16 protein-coding genes are annotated in these 18,159 nt (G+C 59.2%); 8 read left to right on the top strand and 8 right to left on the bottom strand.

The annotated features are described in order from the left end of the window. Positions 1 to 421: 421 nt before the first annotated feature. Positions 422 to 2,359 (top strand): hypothetical protein, encoded by a 1,938-nt coding sequence (locus tag NED97_RS08740; RefSeq protein WP_252490311.1) that lies wholly within the window; start codon positions 422 to 424, stop codon positions 2,357 to 2,359. 216 nt (positions 2,360 to 2,575) lie between these two features. On the opposite strand, the gene NED97_RS08735 is transcribed toward NED97_RS08740, so the two are convergent. Next, positions 2,576 to 3,748 carry a glycosyltransferase family 4 protein gene (locus NED97_RS08735; protein WP_252490602.1) on the bottom strand — a complete coding sequence of 391 codons (1,173 nt, stop codon included), beginning with the start codon at positions 3,746 to 3,748 and terminating at the stop codon, positions 2,576 to 2,578. 327 nt (positions 3,749 to 4,075) lie between these two features. Beyond that, positions 4,076 to 5,092: a DUF1616 domain-containing protein gene (locus tag NED97_RS08730; protein ID WP_252490310.1), complete on the bottom strand. Its 1,017-nt coding sequence runs from the start codon at positions 5,090 to 5,092 to the stop codon at positions 4,076 to 4,078. Between the two features lie 319 nt (positions 5,093 to 5,411). On the opposite strand from NED97_RS08730, the gene NED97_RS08725 reads away from it, so the two are divergent. After that, a complete protein-coding gene (locus NED97_RS08725) occupies positions 5,412 to 5,774 on the top strand; it encodes a hypothetical protein (protein ID WP_252490309.1) in 363 nt (120 codons plus the stop codon). Between the two features lie 138 nt (positions 5,775 to 5,912). On the opposite strand, the gene NED97_RS08720 is transcribed toward NED97_RS08725, so the two are convergent. Beyond that, entirely contained in the window at positions 5,913 to 7,196 is a 1,284-nt protein-coding gene (locus tag NED97_RS08720; RefSeq protein ID WP_252490308.1) for a glycosyltransferase family 2 protein, read from the bottom strand. 344 nt (positions 7,197 to 7,540) lie between these two features. Between NED97_RS08720 and NED97_RS08715 the strand changes: the two genes are divergently transcribed. Further along, the gene (locus NED97_RS08715) at positions 7,541 to 7,786 is read left to right on the top strand and encodes a hypothetical protein (protein ID WP_252490307.1); all 246 of its coding nucleotides are present in this window, start codon (positions 7,541 to 7,543) and stop codon (positions 7,784 to 7,786) included. Between the two features lie 252 nt (positions 7,787 to 8,038). On the opposite strand, the gene NED97_RS08710 is transcribed toward NED97_RS08715, so the two are convergent. Continuing rightward, entirely contained in the window at positions 8,039 to 8,998 is a 960-nt protein-coding gene (locus NED97_RS08710; RefSeq protein ID WP_252490601.1) for a sugar phosphate nucleotidyltransferase, read from the bottom strand. Between the two features lie 336 nt (positions 8,999 to 9,334). Here NED97_RS08710 and NED97_RS08705 point away from each other — a divergent pair, with 336 nt between their 5' ends. The 3 genes from NED97_RS08705 to mce all read left to right on the top strand — a co-directional run bounded on the left by NED97_RS08705 (position 9,335) and on the right by mce (position 13,446). Next, entirely contained in the window at positions 9,335 to 10,171 is an 837-nt protein-coding gene (locus NED97_RS08705; protein WP_252490306.1) for an aldo/keto reductase, read from the top strand. A gap of 87 nt (positions 10,172 to 10,258) precedes the next feature. Continuing rightward, positions 10,259 to 12,955 carry a PAS domain-containing sensor histidine kinase gene (locus NED97_RS08700; RefSeq protein WP_252490305.1) on the top strand — a complete coding sequence of 899 codons (2,697 nt, stop codon included), beginning with the start codon at positions 10,259 to 10,261 and terminating at the stop codon, positions 12,953 to 12,955. Positions 12,956 to 13,062: 107 nt separating this feature from the next. Then, the gene (gene mce, locus NED97_RS08695; RefSeq protein WP_252490304.1) at positions 13,063 to 13,446 is read left to right on the top strand and encodes a methylmalonyl-CoA epimerase; all 384 of its coding nucleotides are present in this window, start codon (positions 13,063 to 13,065) and stop codon (positions 13,444 to 13,446) included. A 2-nt stretch (positions 13,447 to 13,448) separates the two neighbouring features. Here the strand turns inward: mce and NED97_RS08690 are convergent, their stop codons facing one another. Further along, a complete protein-coding gene (locus NED97_RS08690) occupies positions 13,449 to 13,907 on the bottom strand; it encodes a hypothetical protein (protein ID WP_252490303.1) in 459 nt (152 codons plus the stop codon). A gap of 61 nt (positions 13,908 to 13,968) precedes the next feature. Next, positions 13,969 to 14,181, bottom strand: coding sequence for a hypothetical protein (locus tag NED97_RS08685; RefSeq protein ID WP_252490302.1), 213 nt, complete (start codon positions 14,179 to 14,181; stop codon positions 13,969 to 13,971). Positions 14,182 to 14,359: 178 nt separating this feature from the next. On the opposite strand from NED97_RS08685, the gene NED97_RS08680 reads away from it, so the two are divergent. Next, the gene (locus NED97_RS08680; protein ID WP_252490301.1) at positions 14,360 to 15,106 is read left to right on the top strand and encodes a hypothetical protein; all 747 of its coding nucleotides are present in this window, start codon (positions 14,360 to 14,362) and stop codon (positions 15,104 to 15,106) included. Positions 15,107 to 15,121: 15 nt separating this feature from the next. Then, positions 15,122 to 15,757 carry a glycoside hydrolase family 32 protein gene (locus NED97_RS08675; RefSeq protein ID WP_252490300.1) on the top strand — a complete coding sequence of 212 codons (636 nt, stop codon included), beginning with the start codon at positions 15,122 to 15,124 and terminating at the stop codon, positions 15,755 to 15,757. A gap of 119 nt (positions 15,758 to 15,876) precedes the next feature. Here NED97_RS08675 and NED97_RS08670 read toward each other — a convergent pair whose 3' ends face one another. Both NED97_RS08670 and NED97_RS08665 read right to left on the bottom strand, forming a co-directional pair. Next, a complete protein-coding gene (locus NED97_RS08670) occupies positions 15,877 to 16,773 on the bottom strand; it encodes a formyltransferase family protein (RefSeq protein ID WP_252490299.1) in 897 nt (298 codons plus the stop codon). A gap of 248 nt (positions 16,774 to 17,021) precedes the next feature. Further along, positions 17,022 to 18,128 (bottom strand): lipid II:glycine glycyltransferase FemX, encoded by a 1,107-nt coding sequence (locus NED97_RS08665; RefSeq protein ID WP_382206391.1) that lies wholly within the window; start codon positions 18,126 to 18,128, stop codon positions 17,022 to 17,024. Between the last annotated feature and the right edge of the window lie 31 nt (positions 18,129 to 18,159).

The following is an 18,159-nucleotide window of genomic DNA, read 5'->3' as shown; positions in this document are numbered from 1 at the left end:
CTTCGACCATCCATAAAAGGATAGGAGCCAAATGACATCTATGCTACTAATAATACGCCTAATTCATATACGTATCTCCAGTTTTAGTATACGTTCCAGTAGAATTGTACCTCACACGGCGAACACGACTCGAAAGGATTTCTACGGGAGCGGCCGATCGTTGTTAAAATCCTGCTTCGTTACAAGCGCCTCGTCGCGTCAAACGTGCTGTGACGGGGAAGCCTCGACTCTGAAAGTGAGTGGGTGTGATTCGAGGGCCTCGAAATCCTCAAGGGACGAGGCACCGTATTGAAAACAGACGTGTTCGGTTAGTTTTATTCTACACCATTATATTCAGATTATTATCATTCTCACCGATATTTCTTACGAGAATGGCAAGGCACCGGTTTAATGGTAGCCGGAATAGTAAGAAATGCCGATAATGAGGGGGACTATCTGGAGTGTCGATCGAACGATTCGAGCTCTAGCCGTTCTCGGTCCGATAGTTGGAATTTGTGCGGTTGTCGTCCTTCTTTCTTTCGAGATGACGTTTATAGCGATTATAGCGTCTTACGCGATTCTACCGCTGTTTCTTTGTCCGTTCTTGTACCAACTCGTTGTTTCCGAAAGCAAACCGACCGAGAATACCTTCGAGAAAATCGAATTTAACGGTACAGTTTTTGTATTTTCATTCGTAGTTGCCGTTAGCGCGGCGGTGATTCTATCGATATTTGCCCCTCGTCCCCGATTATTCTTCGTCATCTTAGCGGTCCTGAATACACTCGCGATCGTCTACTCTCTCGTTTCGTTTCGTTTCGTGTTGCCGCTCGTGGGTCTCACCGCCACCAATTTGCTGTTTCACCTTTCCACCACGCTCACGAACGCCCTCTATATCGGTTCCGGAGACACCCTGTGGATGTGGGCTTCGACCGAAATTTCACTTCGAACCGACGAGCTCACGACGTTAGCCGGATACGACTTGTTTCCGAACTATTTCATTCTAGTTAAAATCATCGGAGACGTAACGGTCCTCTCTCCTCGAGTGGCGCTTTTCGTAACTTCTGCGATCATGTACGTCTCCTGTTTATGGGCGATAACGTGGATCACGAGCGAATTGAACGTCATTCCCGATCGGTATACGCTCGTTCCCGCTTTCGTGCTCTCTTTGACTCACCAGTTTCACTACATCGGACTCTACTCGTTGCCCCGGTCGATGGCGTCGGGAGTATCGCTTTTCCTCACGGGAATCGTCTTGATCGCGCTGGCCAACCAGACGAACTTTGGATTCCGATACGGTATCCTCTCCGTAACGTTTCTCGTTTCCATCGCATTTTATCATAAAATCGATTCGGTGTTGCTCGGGTTCGTCCTGCTAATCGTCCTCTTCGGCGATCGGATCAGTTACGGCTACTTCCACAATATCGTCGTGAATAGTCGATATCACTTCCAAGTAATTTTCCTCGTCGCGATCATGATCTCGCTTCAGTTATTCCTCATTCTTCTCGCCGATATCCCACGATACGTGGTAGAGTTAATCGAAGCCAGTTTCTCGTACGGTAGTCTCCTCTCCGGAACGACCACCGAGGGCGGGTTCGCGTTCTCGTCGCCCATCGGCGTCCTTTCCACACTCGCCAACAGTAGCGTGATTCTGATACTATTTATCGCGGGCTTTTTCAAAATTAGCGAAGATACCGGACACAAGATACTCGTCCTCGTCATCGCGGGAATCGTAACCGCGCCGATATACTTCCCCGGCCCTCTCCAGTACGTATTCCTCCGGATCGGCATCGAGCGGCTGGCACAGTACAGTTTGGTGTTGATCGTTCTGGTTGCGAGCATCGGCTGCGTAGAATTATTGCGGACGCATTCCGAACCCTTGCTCGTACTCCTCCTCGTCACGGCAGCCCTGACGGGGACGGTAACGTATTCTAACGACCTGTACACGCGGGACAACCCTCTCGAACGGACCGGAACGTTTAGCGACTATTTCACGGAACCGGAGAGTGACGCCGTCCAATTCAGCATCTACCACACCGATACGGTTACGGGTGATAGACAATCGGTGAGCTTTCTCGAGTATTCGAAAGTAGTCGAAGAGGAAACCGGTCAATCCACTCGGTCAGACGTGACCACGGTGGAAGAGACCGATCAAATTTGCACGACACCGTTTCTAGTCAGAAGCGGTGAATTAGAGGAGAGAGGTCAATTAATCGTACCGCTATTGGAACAGGACGGAGAGAGCGAGACGACCGATTGGGCGAGTGCGCAAGCGGAGTACGAGAGGTACACCGAAATCGAACGCGTCCCGTGTATAACCTCGAATAACAGAATCTACGACTCCGAGTCCGTCTTCATCAATTCACCCTCGTCTCGAGAGTAACCGTCTCCGAGTTACCGCAATCACTACATCTCTCGGTTCGGACGGTGAGTGAGACGATCGACGCGACGCTCCCACCCGTTCGACGGGTTCGAACAGCGCTACGGTTCCGATCGACGTTGCGAGTTCTCCTTCGTCGGGACAGGGGAGTTTCGCCGACTCAGGTAGACGATCCAGCTCGCGTTCGTACACTGCCGCACGAAGATCGAGTGAGCAGACCTACCGACCGTCTTCGGTCAATAACTGATAATAATCGTCGATACACTCGTCTTTCGTGAAATTCTGCTCGAAGGCCGACCGAGCGTTTCGGCCTTGGTTCTGCAACAGTCTCTCGTCCGATCGCCACGATTCGATCGCTTCGACGGTGCCGTCGACGTCTCCCTGCGGGACGTGAAGTCCCATGTCGAACTGATCGACGAGACGAGATTCGTCGTCGAACGGTTGAGCGATACAGAGAATCGGCATTCCCGCCGCCATCGCCGAATAGATCTTGCTCGAGACGCAGACTCCCTCGAAGCCTTTCTGGACCGTTACGACGGAAACGTCGCCGGACGTGAGACTGTGCGGCAGGTCGTCCCACGGTTGATACGGGAGGAACGTTACGGTATCCCCGAGGATAGAGAGGGACTCCGCGAGGCGGATTAGCGACTTCTTCTTGTCACCTTCGCCGATGATGAGAAACTGTACGTCTCCGTCGTCGAACCGAGCTGCCGCTTCGATCAACGTCTCGAGATCGTGGAATTCTCCGATGTTCCCCGAGTACAGGACGGTGAACGGATCGACGAGGTCGTGTTCTCGGCTGAAGGGATTCTCTTCTTTGGGCATCGGTCGGAGAAAGTCCTCGTCTGCCCAGTTGTGTATAATTTTTACGTCGGTCGGATCTACTCGCCCCTCGGAATTTTCGAGTAACCGTTCTTTCATCAGTTCCCCGTTGACTACGACGTTGTTCGCACTCGAGAGCGTGCTATTCTCAACCCGTCGCCATAGCCTCTCGACGATCCCGCCTTTCGCCACGTATCCCAACTCGGCGGCCTGGTCCGGATAGAGATCGTACGCGATGTACGTGTAATCCCAGCCGTTGAGCCGACAGGCTAACGACACCACCGTCGAAAGGAACGGGGTTATTGAAACGAATACCACCTCACGGTCGTTCCGCGACGTATCGAGAAGTAGCACTACGAACATCCAGGAGATGAATACCGTCCAGTTAAACAATCGCCGAATCAGTGACGACTGACGAACTTGTGGAGCGCTAATCCGAACTACGGGAGTATTCTCGTACACTGACACCCTCGGCTGTTTCTCGTTTTCCCCGCTGTGATAGTTCGGCTGTCCGGTATACACTTTGATGTCCAGTCCTCGTTCCTTGAGCCCGACCGCGAGATCCGTCATCAATTGGCCGGTGGATGCCGTATCCGGGTGGAAATACTCCGTGACCAGAACGTACTCTTTACCTGAATCGGACATTATTTCCCCACGATCTCGATTTTCCATGGAGAATCATTTATAGCCCGACGGTGTCGAGGGTTAAATAGGGGGTGCTACTAGTGACGCGTTTCCGAAACAGTTCGAGCGGTGACAGCAGCGATAACTCTTCGATTCCCCACAATAGTAAAATTAGAAATATATCGCTGACAGTAGTCGGTGTGGATAGCGCTCATCTTTCACTCCCGGTCCCGAGACCAGCGCTAGTGACGCAGCGTTTCGAGAGCGGTCCGGTCACTCGGTGACGCTCAGCCAGAGATAGACGTAGTAGTCGGCGTTCTCCATCGACGGTTCGTCGGGCACGGTACCGTCGGCGTACAGTAACCACACGACGCGGACGTTCTCACCCGTCAACGTGGGCTCTAATTCGTACGTACGCTGGGACGATTCGTCGTGGTCGAGTTCCGTCTCGAAGCGATCGAGCTCCCGCTGTTCGGTAACGGAAGTTCGGTTGTCGACGACGTCCGCTTTCTGTTCGACAGCGACCACGGTGTACGCTACCGTCCGATGTTCGTTATTCTCGACGCCGACGATTAACTCCTCGCTCTCCCCTGCGGCGAACTCCGTCGGATAATTATTCGCGGTGAGGTCTTCCTCCTCTTCCGTGAGGAGGTAGATGGTCGAGAATTGCTCGTCCTCGAGCGGGGCGGTGATCGCGAACGACACTGCCCCGAGCAACAAGACGAGCGAGAGTATAACGAGGATGCTGTAGCCCAGATCGAGACGCGTGTCCGGTTCGAGAATACCGCTGCGGCAAGTACCGTACCAGTCGCGATACGGAATCTGAAAGCGTTTTTCTTCGGGCAGGTCCCGTCTTCGTATCGCCGCGACGATCGTGACGGTGAGCGTAAATACGGTCAGTGCAACCATGACCGACCTGAACCCGCTACTCACCGGCACGAAAGACAGTACGAGTCCGATCAGCGGGACGATCGCTATGCTCACCCCGAGAGAAAGAGCGACGCGCTTGATCAAGTCCATTTCGGACCGTACCCTCGAAATCCGGCTCTCTGATCCGCTATCGGTAGTGTCGTTCGACGGGATCTCGGGAAACAAAGCCGCGACAAAGACGTATCCCGGAGCGAAAAGGATAAACACGAGACCGAGAGGGATCCGCAGCGCCGTCTCTCGGACTACTGGTGCAAAGGTAGAGACGTTAACCAGTGCCGTCAGTACGAGTACCGCCCCGAGATCTGCGGGAAACTCTCGAAGGAACGTCCGGAAAGTTCCCCGCGACGATCGTCCGCTCATCGTTTTTGGTATTCCCAATAAAATCCTTGTAATGACGCGCCTAACAGCTGATAAATTCACTATGTCTTATGTCAGGTGTGAGACTATATTATCCTTTGAAACGTTCTCTGGTACACGATTTAGAAATACTGGTCGCAGAACCGTTCACAGGAGTTTGGTGATAGAATATCAAATAAATTCGTATAATTTGTCGTTATTACCATAAGATTGCATGGGTAATGATGCTCGTAACGCGAGACCGTTATTCACAATACACACATTACTAATTGGATTGTTCCTGCCCACTTATTACATACCTCGGGATATCGTTAGATAAGTGATGAAAGACTCGACCGCAGAGAACTGGCAGTACCGAGAATATTGGATCAAAAAGCAATTTCAAGAACAAGGATGGTCCAAGAAAGAGATCAAGCGAGGAGAGCGGTACCGAAAATCGACGAAGTATATCGTAACCGGGGCTGTCTGGAGCATGTTTATCATCCCGGCTCCGATCGGGTTCCTACTATTCGCATACGGAACATATCTGCGATACCGCCATAATGTCCTCGGCGAAGAGTACGTGAGTAAACGGATCGCTCTGAAGAGCGAATTCAACCGTCAGGGATTAACGGAACCTGCTGGGGACTGGGACATCGAGGGGCGCGAGTGGAGAGATCGGGTGCCGATACCGGACTGGTGGTAATTACAACGCGACACCGCCTAGTAGAGAACCGACGACGGTGAACGTGGTTTTTATTACAGGCAGTAAAGCTATCAATTTATATCTAGATCGATTCCTCCTAGAGAGGGGTTCTACAGTTCCCCTACACCGATCGGAACGTCATTTGTGATAGTCTCCGAGAAGGCTGAAGAAGAACGACGAAAATACCGTTTGCAATCCCAATATGATCACGGTAAACGCAGTCATGCTGGATATGAGTGAAGGAGGCGAACCCGCTTCGAGAGCTCTAACCAAGAGGACGGCATAATACGCCGTACCGCTGACAGATAATAGAACTCCAGCAGTAAGGCCGTGCTCGAGTTTCCTGGAGTCGGCGATCCAGTTCGTGAGGGGATCGCGCGTAGCACGAATCGAGCCACCCGCGACTGTGCTGAAGACCGCGAGACTGCCGATCTGGAAACCAACGATAAGCAGCAGACTCCCGACCACGGCCGCACGAAGTCCGAAGAACACGAGAATATCGGTGGTAAATCGAGCGGAAAGCAAAAGTGCAATCCCGGAGACCAGGAATAGTACGCTCGGTACTGAGAAGAGGTACCCTGGGGCGTTGATCAGCATAAACCGAACGTGTCGCCAGCCGTCGTGAAGGGTGCTGAGTTTCGCCTCTCCTTCTCGAGTGTGATAGGTGATGGGTACCTCCTCAATCTCCAGTCCCTCGACATTTGCCTTCATCAACATCTCGCTCGCGAACTCCATCCCGCTGCTGCGGAGTTCGAGTTGATCGAGAGCTTCCTTTTCGACGACCCGAAACCCGCTGTGAGCGTCGCTCACGTTTGCGTCGTAGAATACGTTCAGGAACATCGTGAGCGCAGGGTTGCCGATATACCGATGCAAGAGTGGCATCGCTCCGGGTTCGATCTCGCCGTTCAAGCGACTTCCGAGCGCCATATCCGCGTCACCGTGCGCGACGCGCTCGTACAGGCGAGGAAGATCTTCGAAATCGTAGGTCGTGTCCGCGTCGCCGATCGCGATGTAATCGCCACGCGCACGTTCAAACGCGTACCGGTACGCGTAGCCGTATCCTATTCCGTCAGGAGTCACGACGATCGCGCCGTGTTCGCGGGCGATCGCCGGAGTTCGGTCCGTCGAACTATCGCTCACGATCACCTCGGCCGGGACGTCCAACTCCGTCACCGCCCGTTTGATCCGTCGGAGACATTCGACGACGCCGACCTCCTCGTTGAGGGTCGGCATAATGATGCTCAAGACGGGGTCGATTTCGCTATCGGATGCGAGCAATACGCCACCGCTGGGCGCATCCACGGTCGGCCTCTCCGATTCTGATCGGGTCGGCGTCGAGTCGGTTTCATCGGATCTCATCTTTAACGGGGGCTTAGAGGGCACGTGTGACGCGGTTCGAGGCGCGTTTTCGGCCGTGTTCATACACGATTCGTCCGGGGACTTAGACAACTGACATCGAACCAACCGATAAAAGTAACACGATTAGCCCCGTTCTTTATACTATAATATTATATACGTGTATGGTGTGTTGTTGTCACGTGTGTGATGAACTGCCTCGGTCGCTCACTCGGCCGACGCTTCGTCCACCGGAGCGCCCGTGTACGCTCACGTTAGCGTTACGTGTGGTTGAATGAGGGCATTACTACCGACGGACGCCGGTCGTATGACGTTGGAAGAAGAACAGGGCAAGCGCGCGACGGATCGGCGGAATTTCTGGTCGATGCCGGCGGAACAATCGTCGGCACAGGTATTGCGGGGTGTGTACGGTGAAAACCGAAGAAACAGAGACCGGCGAGGACGTCTCGTATCCGGACGTTCTCGAGCGGAACTCGATGGACGGATCGTCGACGAACGGGCAGAGGACGGTCACACCGAAATCGCGGGTCGTCACCTGTCGCGCTCGGATACGAAGGGTCGGTACGGAACGTCTCGTCGAAGAGGTCGTCGAAAAGACGCTCGAGCAGTTCGAGGGGCCGATCAGTACTGTCTTCGCGGTTCGAGTGCGACTATAGTAGCCGCTGAAAGTCAGCGCACACCGATCGCACGACGGGAGCGCGGGTCGGAGCGAGCGAAGCAAGCGAGAACCGCGCACAGTGCGATCGGTGTGTGAACCGTTTCAATTGGTGCTATAGACGAATCAGCGTGAGGAGCGGCCCCCGATCGCCGCGATTGCGGCCGTCTTCGGCTCCGGCTTGGCGTTAGTCGTCGAACGGTGTACGGGCGGTCTCGGTTACGAAACCGAACGGGAACGGTCGAGTAATCGATCACCGGCTGAGCTTCGAGTGAGGACCGACGAGCGTCTCCGACAGTTCGAGGTCGACGACCGACGCGTACTGATCGACGACCGTTCGAGAGAGCTCGCTGTTCCTGATCTCCGTCTCGGGAAAGACGACCGACTTTCGGAGCGTCGAGTTTTCGACCGTCGCGCCGGGCATCACGTGGACGCTCTCTTGAAGCGTCGACTCTTCGACCGTCGCGGACTCCGCGACCAACGACTCGCCCTCGAGCGCCCAGCTGACGGCGTCGATGTAACTCTCGCCGGAGCCGATGTCGTACCAGACCTCGTCGAACGAGTACGTGTAGACCGGCTGTCGCGCCTGCAACCACTGTACGAACCAGCCGATCTCGTCCGGATTGTTCCCGTCGGCGAGGTACTCGTCGAAGACGACAACATCGCGGGGAAACGCGTAACAGGCGACCGAAACGAGCGTACTCTCGGGTTCGGCCGGTTTCTCCTGAAAACTCGTTACTCGGCCGTTGTCGGCCCGGACGAGACCGTACGATTTCGCCTTCTCGCGCGAGCCGACGTCGTAGGTTGCAATCGTCGATGCGTCGCGTTCTTGAAACGCATCGACGAACTCACTCATGGTGAAGCCCATCAGGTTGTCACCGGCGACGACCAGCAGATCGTCGTCGATCCTCTCGCGCTCGACGAGTTGCGAGAGCGCGCCAATGACGCCGAGCTTCTCGTACTCGCTCGTCGTCTCTTCGACGCTCACCCGCGGACGTTCGAACCCGCTCGCCGCGAGAAACTGCACGAAATCCTCGGCGAATCGTCGATTGACGCTCACGTAAATGTCGTCGATTCGCTCGTCTGCCTCGAGTTGCGCGAGGATTTGCCCGATAACAGTCCGCTCTCCGAGCGGCAGGAGCATCTTCGGTCGGTGCCTCGTAATCGGCCACATACGGGTTGCGTATCCACCCGCAAGTACGATGGCTTTCATCGGATCATCAATCTCCATTAATACTGGAAGCCGCTCGAGTGACCGGCCTGGTGCAGCGATCCGCGTGGTTACGGCCTCGAGGTCGACGTGATTGACGGCTACGGCGACTATCGGCATAAATATTATACGGAGATTGATAAAAAGTCGCGCGCGTATGATTGTTATCCGTTACTGGAGCAGGTGCGTTAATAGAAACGGGTAACAGTAATACGATTCGACCGATTCAGAGTATCGCTACGGGTTCCGACCCGTGTACTGCCGGCGAACGATCGGCGGGAAACCGAACTCCGGTCGATCGGGAGAATACTCAAGAGCCGAAGCGGTGAACGTCCGTCCGTGAACCCCGATCCCGCATCCGAAACCGTAACCGCACAGGGGGTCGACGTCCCGTCGCTCGGGTTCGGAACTGCCCGAACGACCGGCGACGAGTGTCGGCGCGCGGTCGCGGCCGCGCTCGAGGCCGGCTACCGACACGTCGACACCGCCCAGCTGTACGACAACGAGGACGCCGTCGGGAACGCGCTCGCGGAGAGCGACGTTCCGCGCGAGGACGTCTTCGTCGTGACTAAGGTCGATACCGCCAATCTCGCGCACGACGACGTCCTCGAGTCGACCCGCGCGAGCCTCGAGCGCCTGGGGATCGACCGCGTCGATCTCCTGTTGATCCACGCGCCGCGAGATCACACGCCGCTCGAGGAGACGCTCGGTGCGATGAACGAGCTCCAGGACGAGGGTGCCGTCGAGCACATCGGCGTCAGTAACTTCTCGGTCGAGCAACTCGAGCACGCACAAGAGCGTTCGGAGACGCCGATCCTTACCAACCAGGTGAAGTACCATCCCTACCACCGACAGGACGACCTCCTGTCGTACTGCGTCGACGAGGAGATCCTGCTGACGGCGTACAGCCCGCTCGCGAAGGGTTCCGTCGTCGGCGACGATCGCCTCGAGGAGATCGGCGAGCGGTACGGGAAATCCGCGGCGCAAGTCGCCTTGCGGTGGCTGCTCCAGCAGCCCTTCGTCGCCGCGATCCCGAAGGCCTCGAGTCGCGAACACATCGAGGCGAACGCGGACGTCTTCGACTTCGAACTCTCGTCCGACGAGATGCGGACGGTGTTCGAACTGACCGAGCGAAGTCTGGCGTCGAGAATCGCACGCAGAATCGGACTCACGTAGTGACGGGCGACTGGAGATGAGAGTTATCGTCCGTTACCATACCGGTCGGACAGAGAGCTTATGCGGCTCACGAGTCACGGTACCGGTATGGACGATCGTGTGGGGGCTTCCGAAGGAGCGTTCTGGGGTGGAGAGAACGAAACTGAGGCGCTTCAACGGTATCAAACGCTGGTGAACACGGTCGACGACGGAATTTTCCAACTCGACGCCGAGGGGCGGTTCGTCGCGGTCAACGACGGCGTCCTCGAAACGACAGGGTACGCGCGCGACGAACTTCTCGGCGAGCACGTCTCGATCGTCGTCGACGAGGAGAACGCCGAGAAACTGGCGCACGAAGTCCGAAGACGGCTCGAGACCGACGCGGACGGAAACACCACGTTCGACCTCTCAATCGAGACTGCAGACGGCGACGCCGTTCCCTGCGAGTTGCGGTTCAGCCTCCTCGAAACTGACGGCGAGTTCGAGGGAACCGTCGGCGTCCTTCGAGACGTCGACGACCGTGGCCGCGGACACGACGACTTCACGTCGATCTGGGAGACCTACAAGTCGATCTCCTCCGTCATCGACGAAGCCGACGTCGGCGTGTTCATCCTCGACGAGAGGTTCGACGTCGCGTGGATCGACGAAACCGCCGAAGAGTACTTCGGCGTGGATCGAACCGATGTCATCGGTCGGGACAAGCGCACGGTCATCGAGGAGACGATTCGGGACCGCCTCGCCGATCCCGACGAATTCGTGGAGACCCTCTCGGCGACCTACGACGATAATACCTACATCGAACGGTTCGAGTGTCGAATCACGCCCGGTCCCGATCGAGCGGAGCGCTGGCTCGAACACCGGAGCAAACCCATCGAGTCCGGCCAGTACGCCGGCGGTCGCGTCGAACTGTACTACGACATAACCGACCGGAAGGAGTCGAAACGGGCCCACCAGGAGAGCGAACAGCGGTTTCAGTCGCTGGTCGATGCGGTCGAAGAGTACGCGATATTCATGCTCGATCCCGAGGGGCGGATCGTCAGCTGGAACGAAGGGGCCGAACGAATCAAGGGCTACGAGGCGACGGAGATCCTCGGCGAGCACTTTTCGGTTTTCTACACCGACGACGATCGGGCGAACGGCGTTCCTGAGCGGAATCTCGGACAGGCGAGAGAACGCGGTTCCGTCGAGGACGAAGGCTGGCGCGTCCGCTCCGACGGCTCGCAGTTCTGGGCGAACGTGACGATTACGGCCATCCGTGACGAGGGCGAGCTACAGGGGTACGCGAAGGTCACTCGTGATATGACCGATCGTCGAGCGCGGGAACAGCAACTCCAGCGCGAACGCGACCTGACCGAGCAGATTCTGGAAACGAGTCCGGTCGGCATCAAGGTCGTCAATCCGGACGGATCGATCAGTCGGGCAAACGAACGGATGTCGGAACTGCTCGGCGTTTCACCGGCCGACGCCCTGGAGTACACTGCGGACCAGCGGAACGTGTTCGACGCGAACGGCAACCTGCTCTCGGTCGAGGAACGACCCGCAGCCCGGGCCTTCGAGACGGGCGAGCCCCTGTACGATCGAGAAATTCTGTTAGACCCACCGGACCAGCAGCAGACGTGGCTGTCGATAAACGCCACGCCGATTACCGCCGAAGGGAGAGAGCCGAAGCAGGTCGTCGTGACCGCGACGGACATCACCGAGCTGAAGGAGCTAGCAGAACGGCGCAAGCAGGAACTCGAGGAACGTGAGCAGGAACTGGCCACCGTCCAGCTCGCCACGAACTTGCTCGAGACCGGCGACCAGCCGGTCGACGAGCTGCTCGAGGAGTTCGTCGCGGAGCTCCCGAAGTCCTTCCGGTACCCGGCGCGGACCGCCGCGCACATCTCGATCGGCGATTACGAGGCGGCCACCGATGCGTACGAACTGTTCGAGCGACAGATCACCGCCCGCACCAGTACGGCCAACGGGACGCCGATCACGATCGACGTCGGCTTCATCGAACTCCCGCCGGAGAACGAGACGGAACTGTTTATCGACGAAGAGCGCGAGCTGATCGACACGGTCGCGACGCTCGTGAAGTTTCACTTCGAACGCCAGGAGTACATCGACGAGTTACAGGCGGAGACCCGGCGCCTCGAGCAGTTCGCCTACGCCGCCAGCCACGACCTGCAGGAGCCGTTGCGGATGGTCTCGAGCTACCTCCAGCTTCTCGAGCGGCGGTACGAGGACGCGCTCGACGACGACGGCGAGGAGTTCCTCGAGTACGCCCTCGACGGTGCCGAGCGGATGCGGGCGATGATCGACGGGCTGCTCGCTTACTCCCGGATCAAGACGCGGGGCGATCCGTTCGAATCGGTCGATCTCGAGACGGTCCTCGAGGACGTCCTGTCGGACCTCGAGATACGGATCGCGGAACGCGACGCCGAGATCACCGCGGAGCCGCTCCCACGCGTCGAGGGAGACGCCAGCCAGCTCCGGCAGGTGTTCCAGAACCTGCTCGACAACGCGATCGAGTACAGCGACGACGCTCCGCGCGTTCACGTCTCGACCGAACGAACTGGAACGGAGTGGACCGTCTCCGTTCGCGACGAGGGTATCGGGATCGAACCGGACGAGAGAGACCGTATCTTCGAGATGTTCAATCGCCTCCACAGCCGCAACGAGCACGCCGGCACCGGCATCGGACTGGCTCTGTGCGAGCGGATCGTCGAGCGCCACGGCGGCGACATCTGGGTCGACTCCGAGCCCGGCGAGGGCTCGACGTTCTCGTTCACGCTGCCGGCCGTAGACGACGGCGACGCGTGAGTAGTTCGGACCGATCGAGGAACAACCCGTCGAGTCGGAACCAGCCGTCGCGATAGAATCGTTCGAACAGCAACACTCTCACCGCGGCGGATCGAACCCCTCTCTCGATGCACTTCGACCACGCAGGGATCGCGACCGACGACGCACGGGACCTCGCAGAACTGTACGCGGAGCTCTTCGACCTCGAGATCGCTCACGAGGAGGAGTTCGACGGGATGCGCGTCGTCTTCCTCGACTGCGGCAACGGTTACGTCGAACTGCTCGAGCCCCTCGAGGGCGGAACGATCTCGCAGTACCTCGACCGCAACGGCCCGGGTGTCCACCACCTCGCGCTCGCGACCGACGACATCGAGGCCGCACTCGAGACCGCACGCGACCAGGACGTCGAACTCGTCGACGAGGAGCCGCGCCCCGGTGCGTGGGGCCACACGGTCGCGTTCCTGCATCCGAGAGACACCGGCGGAATCCTGATCGAGTTCGTCGAGCACTGAGTCTACCGATCAGCGGTCGCGACGTCGACCGTCTCGTCGGGGCGCTCGTGGACGACCTCGACGCGGTCGGGAGAACGTCCGTCGAGACCGATCCTGGCTTCGTACTCGACGATACCGAGACACTGCACGCAGATCGTTTCATCCGGACGACCGACCCCGACCCGGACTACGAGCGCGTCGTCGGCTGGGTCGAACGACGCGTCCTCGAGTTCGAGCGGGTGACACGGCGTCGGCGTTCTGATCAGTCCCTCGACGACCACGCACTCGTCCGCGAATCGGATCGTCGCCTCGTCTTCCTCGTCGCCGACGCAGCGCTGGTCACGACGCTCGATCAGTCGGTCCCTCGCGTCCGGCTCGTCGGGAGATCGACTGATCGAGGCCCCTCCGGCGCCGCCGCTCCCGAACGTGACGATTCCGCCGAATCCGCCGGCCGTACGGACGAGTAGCTCGCGCCGCCTCATACTGATTCCGGCTACCTCGCAACATAAACTCCTTTGCCACGAGTTTCAGTTCGAGCCCGAGTTAGCGGAGCCGTCGGGCCAGTCTGAGCAGCAGCGAGACGGCCGTTCCGAGACCGGGGAGCCGCGAGGAAAGCGCGGCAGCCGCGAGCAGCAGCAGGCCGCTCTTCGGTCGGCCTCGAGCGAACGCGAGCGCCGCGTCGATCACCGTCGAGACGGTACTGAGCTTCTTCGCAGCCGATCCGTCGAACCCCGAACTGGTAGCGTGAATGGTCATCGTCTCTCGTCCGAGACGAGGGACCCCACGATCAAATAGCACGCCCCTGCTTGATCCACCGGGACTCCTCCCCGGAATTCGGATATCGGTGGCAAGGAGGCGTGCGAGAGGGGTGAATCGTGCCGTAACCGGTCCGCCTCGGCAATCCTATAACCGTCCAACGCTGCGTTGCGTGTAGATGAGTGATCTAGCAGCAACCGTCGGGTTCCTGGTCGACGGCGACCGTTCACCGGAACAGCACGCGGCACTCGAGTGGTGTGCCGAGGCCGGGATCGACGCGGATACTGTCTCACTCGCCGCCGTCGCGACGGACGGCACCGTCCCGACGGAGTACGACGTCCTCTGGTGGCACCGCGCCGAACCGGCCGCGGACGTTCCCGCGCTGACGGGCGCCAGCGAGCCGATCAGGACGTACGTCGAGAAGGAGGGCGGGCTGTTGCTCACCCTGCGGGCCCTCGAGGCCGTCCCGACGCTCGATATCGACCCCGTCGTCCCCGACGTCTCGCTGCTCGAGGAGCCGACGACGGCGGGACTCTTCTGGAAATCGCACTACGACGACCATCCCGCCGTCGACGGACTGGACGGAGTTCGCATCCGGACGCGAGCGCCGGAGGGGGTACAGCCGTCTGCGCGGTACGAACGCGTGCTTCCGGAGCGAGGGACCGTCCTCGCGAGTACCCTCCACGAGGATATCGAGGCACCCCACGAGGTCGCGCTGGTCGGCTGGCGGGTCGGCGAGGGCGACGTCGCCGGACTCGGAACCGCCCTCGAGTTCGACGGGCCGGTAATCGACGCGGCCGCGAAAAACCGAACGCGCCTGCTATCGAATCTCCTCGCGATCCTCGGCGACGGCGAGCGACGACTCCTCGATCACGGCGTCTACTACGCACCGCAGTCGCTGCGCGACGACGACAACGACCGCTAGCTCACCTGGGGCTGGGTGAAACCGGACAGAAGCCCCGCCGCCCAGTGGGACGCCGGCTGGTCGGGAACCCTGTCGCTTCCCCGGCAAGTGGAACTCGACGCCGACGGGAGGCTTCGACAGCGACCCGCACCCGAACTGACCGAACTTCGGGAATCACACGAGTACGGGGACGAACGGGTGCTCGAGGACGAACGGCGACAGCTTCCGGTCAACAGTCGATCCTTCGAACTCCGGGCCGAGGTTCGACTCGACGACGCCGCCGAATTCGGACTCGCCGTCCGCGAGTCGCCGGACGGCGAGGAAACGACGCTGATCCGATACACGCGAGAGGGCGACGTGGTCGTCGATCGGTCGGCGTCGACGGCGGATCCGCAAGCTTCGGACGCACCCGTTTCGATGCCCGTAACGCCGGTCGACGACACGCTCTCGCTTCGCGTCCTCGTCGACGGCTCGGTCGTCGAACTTTTCGCGAACGAACGCCACTGCTTGACGACCCGGATCTTCCCGACGCGCGAGGACAGCGACGGCGTGTCGATCCACGCGGCCGACGGGACCGCCGCCATCGAGTCGATCGACGTGTGGACGATGGGTTCGGCTTGGGAGGAAGAACGGGAGTCCGCGACTCGCGAGGAGGCCGCGTCGTCGCGATGATCGGAGCCGGCAGCGCGGTCGCGGGGTCGAAGCGGCCCGAACGAGAAAAATAAGCGAGGAGAATCGCAGCGAAAGGTAGCCGTAAAAGCTCCCTACGCCCGGTGTAACCGAACCGTACGTTAAATAGACCGACCGCCCGCGACGTCCGCTTTCCGAAACTGTCGCCGGATTCGCCCGAAGAGGTTCTTCGCCAGGATTCGTCCCGAGAACTCCGGCCCGTGACGGTGACTTCGATAGTAGAAGTCGCCCAGTTGCTCGTCGGGGACGCTCGTCGGTTCGAACGTCGGGTCGCGCAAATTGTCGACGGCCTCGGCCAGGAGGCGGGCCTGTAGCGTTACGATTCGCTCCCAGACGTCCCACAGCGTGTCGCAATCGCTAATATCCGTCTCGTCGAACGCGACGATCTCGCCGCCGTCGACCGTCTCGTTTAGCCGTTGAACCGTCGCGCCGGCGCTGGTCCGTCCGTCGTAGAAAGCCGTCTCGGGACCTAATCCTCGATACCGCCGGATATCAGCAGGATGGACGTTCAGAACGCCGTACTCGGGCGCGTTTAGGATTTTTCCTCTGATCAGACCGAACCCGAAGAGGATCACGACGTCGCACCGCTCCGCGATCCTGGCGACGACGTCGTCGGGGAACTCGAACCAACCGTCCTCCCGCCTCGGCTCGCAGCGAACGTGATCCGCGTCGGCGAGGCACTCGACGTTTTCGACGGAGCGTCGGTGCCAGAGCGGTTCCTCGTCGCCGAGCAACCGGCCGACGTTTCGCTCCGCCAGAACGACCGTCCAGGCTTTCTGCCGCCGGAAGACGTCGAAAAATTGGACGACGTCGTCGAGACCGATGCGATCCCTCGTGTTCCACGATTCGGCTTCGTGTTCCCTAGTAGCGGCGTTGCTCACTACCAGCGGAACGTTCGCACTCGCCTCAGCCTGCAGTCGCTCTACGGAGCGCACGTGCCACTCGTACAGGAACGGCTCGCACAGGATTCCGACTGCGGTCGGTTTCGCCGGCGTCATTTATTAACTATCTCACACTTCTACCGCCATAGTTATCTCCCTCGTTTGGCCTGAGTATGTCTTACAATTGATGGTTATCGGATAATGTGACGCGGACGGGACTGCCGCTCCCGGAGACATGATCCGGACGGATCTCGGCGGAGAAACAGTTCCCGGCGGACGGTGCGAACGGCACGAGGGCCGGCGAAATCGCCGACCGCAACACACTCGTCGCTCGGCTGGCCGACGGCGTCGGCGGTGATCGCCGCTCACTTGGCGTGTCGCCAGTACAGCGATCGCCCAGCCTTCACCAGTTTCCACGCCGGACTGCAGCCGCGCTCCCAGTAGAGGTTCGGGACCAGGCGACCGCCGAACCCCTCCTTGAACCTGAACACGCCGTCGTCGAAGTCGGCCTCCGAACCGCCGAAGTCGTACAGGTCGTAGTCGTGGTCTATCGCCCACCGGATCACGTAATCGTACAGGAGTTCCGACGCGTGATAGTCGTAGTACGCTTCGGGTACGGCGGCGAAAAATCCGTGTACGGCGGATTGCTCGTCGTCGAGCAGCTCTAGGAACCCGCCCGCGTACTCGCCCTCGATTCGGATCGTGACGAGGAGTATCCGCGACCGCACGTCCGCTAGGCGTTCGAAGAACTCGAGCGGATAAGCTTCGCCCCCGACGTTTTCCATGTGTCGTTCGTACACCCGGTGAAATCGCTCCAGGCTCGCCCTCGTCACGTCCTCTTCGACGATCTCGTGATCGGTATCCCGTCCGCGTTCGATACCCTTTCGTCTCGATTTACTCATGCCGGCCAGGATCTCCTCGTAGCTCCTGTCGAGGTGGAGCAGAAACCGACCGCCCAGTCGAGCCGGACGGTACCCTCGAGACTGCAGAAAGTCGTTGTACCGGAGGTAGTCGGTGTTGCACGCGCGGATCTCGTGGGCGACCGTCCGCCCGGTGCAGAGGTCCGGAACGGCGTCGATCATCAGCGAGAGGGCGTCTTCCACGTCCGTCGTCACCACCGGTCCGCCGAACCCCGGGTAGAGGGACGTCAACCGCTGGACCGGCGTCATCGGAACGTCCGCGACGAAATTTGGCAGCAGCCCGATGATGTTTCCGTCCTTCGTCACGACGAGGTGTTTCGACTCGTACTCCAGCCCTGTTTCGATCGCGTCGAGCCACTCGTGACGGTGGAAGACGGTGCCACAGCTCGAGCGCTCGACGACCGCGTTCCACCGGGCGCTGTCGATCGCTCTGATCGTATCGATGACGGCCGCTTCGTGGCCCGATTGCGTCTCGCCCACCGCGCGCCTCGTCTCGGCGTCATCCCCACGAAGATCAGATCGACGTACACTCGCGGTTTTTTGATCCGCCATTGAGTTGCTACCATCCTCACGGATTTCCTAA

This window comes from Natronococcus sp. CG52 (assembly GCF_023913515.1).
GTDB classification, from domain to species: domain Archaea; phylum Halobacteriota; class Halobacteria; order Halobacteriales; family Natrialbaceae; genus Natronococcus; species Natronococcus zhouii.
This window is presented reverse-complemented; position numbering and strand designations above follow the sequence as displayed.